Genomic DNA, 4,791 nt, shown 5'->3' on the forward strand with positions numbered 1-4,791 from the left:
CCCACAGCGCCGATGGTACTGCACCCGGGAGGGTGTGGGAGAGTAGGTCACCGCCGGAACAACTATTAATGGTCGAGGCCCCAACCACACGGTTGGGGCCTCCCACATTTAACACACAAAACACCCCTGGGCTGCTCCATCAGGTACGGCCCCCAAAACCCGCGCTCACCAGCCACATTTACTGGCGCATGTGGCTCAGCCGCCTAGACTTACCGTCTATGACCCCCCAGATCCAAGGACCCAGGGGCAAGCGGGCCACCATCCTGGATGTGGCAGCTGCAGCCGGTGTATCACGCCAGACCGTGACCCGCGCCATGAATGACATGGCCGGCATCAGCCGGGAAACCAGGGAACGGGTCCAGGGACTTGCGGCGGAAATGGGGTACATCCCCAGCCGCTTTGCAAAGGGCCTGGTGCAGGGCGCCCGGACTTCTGTAGGACTCGCCATCCCGGACCTGACAAACCCCTATTTTCCGGCCTTCGCCTCCAGCGTGGTGGAGGCTGCCACCGAGCGCGGCTGGAACGTAGTGATGGACGACTACGGCCATGGCACCGGCAGCGCCGTAACTGCCGCTGCCCGGCTTGCGCCCCAAGTGGACGCGCTGATCGGCTACCTTGCGCCGCACCCCGATGAAGCGCAGGCGCTGATGGGCCGGCGCCCCGTCGTCGCCATCGACTACCCGGGCACGGACACCGCCGGAGGAATCTCCTTCGACTACCGTCACGCTGCCCGGCTCGCCCTCAGGCACCTGTCGTCCCGGGGCTGCCGGAACATCATCTTCCTGGACTCGGACCAAGGCACTAACGCCAGCAGCCGCAGCGCGGCAGCAGCGGCCGAGGCCGAACAGGCAGGCGTGCACCTCACCCGCCTGCCGGCGGAGCCGTCCGCGGCCGCTGCCAAATCGGCCATCGCCCTGCTCTTGACGGGCGGGGGGCGCGTCGACGGCATTCTCGCCTTCAACGACCTGATGGCAGCAGGCGCACTGAAGGCGCTCCAGGGAACTGGCAGGTCTGCCCCGGACGATTGTCCGGTCATCGGCATGGACGGGATACCACTCGGGGAGCTGCTCACCCCTGAGCTGACCACCCTCTCGCTGGACCTTCGCGCGGTGGGCCGCGCCGCCGTCGGACTCGTGGACAGCTTGCTTTCCGGCGCAGTCCAGGACCGCAGCCCCGAGGCCTTCCTGACCCTCCGGCATCAGCTTGTCCGCCGGCAGTCCGCCTGACCCCTACTCAAATGGAAATCGAACGGTTAGGCTTCTTCTGCAGCGCCGTGAACGTTCACGTACCGTACTCCTCCCCGCCAAGGAAGACATATGCCATTGCACAACCGAGCCGGAACTGCCGGTTACGGCTCCGCCGCCCCAGCCACGGCCCCCTCCCGCTTCCTGGATCTTGGTGCCGCGGAGGCCAAGGAATTGGCCTCGCCGGCACCGGGGCGGGGAAGCCTTCCAGCACGGGCGTACCTCGAATCCGACGCGCCCAGGCTCTCACTGAACGGGGAATGGCAGTTCCGGCTGAGCCCCGGAATCCGGACCGCACCCAACGACGGGTGGCAGCGCGGCACCGGGCTGTCCGGCTTCACTGCCCTTCCCGTCCCCTCGAGCTGGAACATGCATGGCCACGGCTCTCCGGCCTACACCAACGTCCAGTTCCCCTTCCCGGTGGAACCCCCGCACGTGCCGGATGCCAATCCCATCGGCGACCACCTGGTGGCCTTTGAGGCAGGCCCGGAGTTCCTCCCGCACGCCGTGCTCCGGTTCGATGGCATCGAATCGGCCGGGACCGTGTGGCTGAACGGGGTGGAACTGGGGACTACCCGTGGGAGCAGGCTGGCCCACGAATTCGACGTCTCCGGCGTCCTGGTCGAGGGCACCAACACCCTGGCGGTCCGGGTGGCCCAGTTCTCCGCCTCGAGCTACGTGGAGGACCAGGACATGTGGTGGCTCCCGGGCATCTTCCGGGACGTTACGCTTCAGGGCCGGCCGGCGCAGGGGATCGACGATGTCTTTGTCCACGCGGGCTACCATCCGGGAACGGGCGCCGGCTCACTCCGCGTTGAGGTGACCCGCTCGGGGCAGGCGATTGACGCCGTCGTCCGCGTTCCGGAACTTGGCCTCGAGCTGGCAGCCGGGGTGGAGCAGCAAATCCCCGGCGTGGAGCCCTGGTCCGCTGAAATCCCACGCCTCTACGACGCCACTGTCAGCACCCCCGGCGAGACTGTCTCGCTGCAGCTGGGCTTCCGGAGCATCACCATCGAGGACGCCCAGTTCAAAGTGAACGGCCGGCGGATCCTGCTTCGCGGCGTAAACCGCCACGAGCACCACCCCCGGCTTGGTCGCGTGGTGCCGCGGGATGTGGTGGAGGCCGAGCTGCGGTTGATGAAGCAGCACAACATCAATGCCATCCGAACCTCGCATTACCCGCCGCACCCCGAGTTCCTTGCGCTGGCGGATCAGCTGGGATTCTACGTGGTTCTTGAATGCGACCTTGAAACTCACGGCTTCCACAGCGCCGGCTGGGCCCAAAACCCCAGCGATGATCCGCGGTGGGAGGCTGCGCTGGTGGACCGGATGCAGCGGACCGTGGAGCGGGACAAAAACCATCCTTCGGTGATCATGTGGTCGCTGGGCAACGAGGCGGGCACCGGCAGGAACCTGGCGGCCATGTCGCGCTGGACCAAGGACCGTGATCCGTCGCGTCCCATCCACTACGAAGGTGACTGGTCCTCGCCAGACGTGGACGTCTACTCACGGATGTACGCCAGCCAGGCCGAGACGGAGCTCATCGGGCGGGGCATTGAACCGGCCCTGGAGGATGCCGCACTCGATGCGCGGCGCCGCGCCATGCCGTTCATGCTGTGCGAATACGTCCACGCCATGGGCAACGGGCCTGGCGGCATGAGCGAGTACCAGGAGCTGTTCGAACAGTATCCCCGGCTTATGGGCGGCTTCGTCTGGGAGTGGCTTGAGCACGGGATCACCGTCCCCTCCCCTGGCGGCGGCCACCACTTCGCCTATGGCGGGGACTTCGGTGAGGAGATCCACGACGGGAACTTCGTCACGGACGGGCTGGTGGATGCCGACCGCAACCCCCGCCCCGGCCTGCTGGATTTCAAGAAGGTGATTGAACCGCTGCACATCGGGGTGGCAGGCTCCTGGGCCGGCTTCACCGTGCGGAACGGCCAGGACTTTGCCGACACATCCGCCTTGCGATTCCAATACAAGGTGGAGGACGACGGCGGCACGCAGCTGGAGGGATCGGTGGCAGTTCCGCCGCTCGCACCGCAGTCCCAGGCCGTCGTGGAGCTGCCGGCAGAGGTGGCCCGGTATGTGGCGGGCCTGCCGGAGAGCCAGCCGGCCGTACTCACGGTCAGTGCCGTACTTGCCTCGGACACTGCCTGGGCTGCTGCCGGCCATGAGGTGGCGTGGGGGCAGGCAGTCAGGGCGGTGCAGCCACCCGCCATGCCGCCGGCCGAAGAACCGGTTGACGTCACCGACCAGGAACTCCGGCTGGGTCCTGCCGTATTCGACCGGGCCACCGGCATGCCCACCTGCATCGGGGGCCTGCCCGTGGAAAAGCTGGGCCTGGTCCTGTGGTGGGCACCCACGGACAACGACCTTGGCCGGGAGTGGGGAAGCGCGGACGAGCGGCCCCTTGCCACCCAGTGGAAGGAGGCGGGACTCGACCGGCTGCACACCCGCCTGCTTGGCATCAGCGCCGAAACAACGCCCGACGGCGGCGAGCACCTTCGCGTCAGCACGCGCATGGGGGCGGCGGACAAGCAGTTCGGAGTGTTGGTCGACTATGAGTGGACCAGCGGGGCCGGCTCCCTGGCATTGCGGACCCATGTCACGCCGGTAGGGGAGTGGGTCAACGCCGGCTTTGAGGTGGAGTGGGCTCGGATCGGGCTGGAGCTTGTGCTGGGCGCCGGGACAACCACCGTGGGCTGGTTCGGCCAGGGCCCGCACCAGAGTTACCCGGACACCGGGCAGGGCACCCGGACAGGATGGTTCGAGCTGCCCCTCACCGGCCTGGATGTGGAGTACGTCCGTCCCCAGGAGTCGGGGGCCCGGTCAGGAGTGCGGTCCGCGGTATTGAGCACGGGTGGCAGGGAGCTGCACGTTTCCGGTACGCCCTTTGCGCTGACAGTCCGGCCGTACAGCATGCAGGCCCTGGCAGCAGCAACCCACAGGCCGGATCTCATTCCGGACGGGCGCACCTACATCTACCTTGACCATGCCATGAGGGGTATGGGCACAGCAGCGTGCGGGCCGGGCGTGCTGGAGCCATACCGCCTGAAGCCCCGGACGGCGGCCTTCGACGTGGTCCTCCGGGTGACCGGGAACGGCCTGCAGCAGATGTGAGCCACTCCATAAAGCCGGCAAACTGGCGCCGGAGGGGCCGAAACCCCCGCCTAAGCAGCCAAAAACCGCGGTATTCCGGGGTTTAGGAGGCCCCTGGGGTAGGGTTTGGTTCGATTTGCGGTGGGGGTTGTGTGCGGGTATTGTTTTCTGAGTCGCCGCCGCTGAAGCGGAAAAATAGCGGCCAACCCCCCTTTTTGAACGGCCTGGAAAATGGTTCGCTTTTTGTGCGTGCTGTTGTTGGGTGGGGGCTGATCCTGGAGGTTTTGGGTCACGGAAACGTGGTTTGCAAAGCCGGGTGGGATCGGGTAAGTTTGAAAAGTTGCTCCGGAGCGATCCTGAACGTTGGTTTGGGTGGTGCCGGGTGTGTCTGTTGTTTGAGAACTCAATAGTGTGCCAAGTTTGTTGATACCGATTATGTATGTAA

2 protein-coding genes are annotated in these 4,791 nt (G+C 66.3%); both read left to right on the plus strand.

Translation table 11 applies throughout. The features are described from left to right. Positions 1-218: 218 nt before the first annotated feature. Positions 219-1,226 (plus strand): LacI family DNA-binding transcriptional regulator, encoded by a 1,008-nt coding sequence (locus MRBLMD1_RS05455; protein WP_364398053.1) that lies wholly within the window; start codon positions 219-221, stop codon positions 1,224-1,226. 90 nt (positions 1,227-1,316) lie between these two features. Continuing rightward, positions 1,317-4,367: a glycoside hydrolase family 2 TIM barrel-domain containing protein gene (locus MRBLMD1_RS05460; protein ID WP_364398055.1), complete on the plus strand. Its 3,051-nt coding sequence runs from the start codon at positions 1,317-1,319 to the stop codon at positions 4,365-4,367. Positions 4,368-4,791 lie beyond the last annotated feature (424 nt).

This window comes from Pseudarthrobacter sp. LMD1-1-1.1, from assembly GCF_040676255.1.
Taxonomy (GTDB): Bacteria; Actinomycetota; Actinomycetes; order Actinomycetales; family Micrococcaceae; genus Arthrobacter.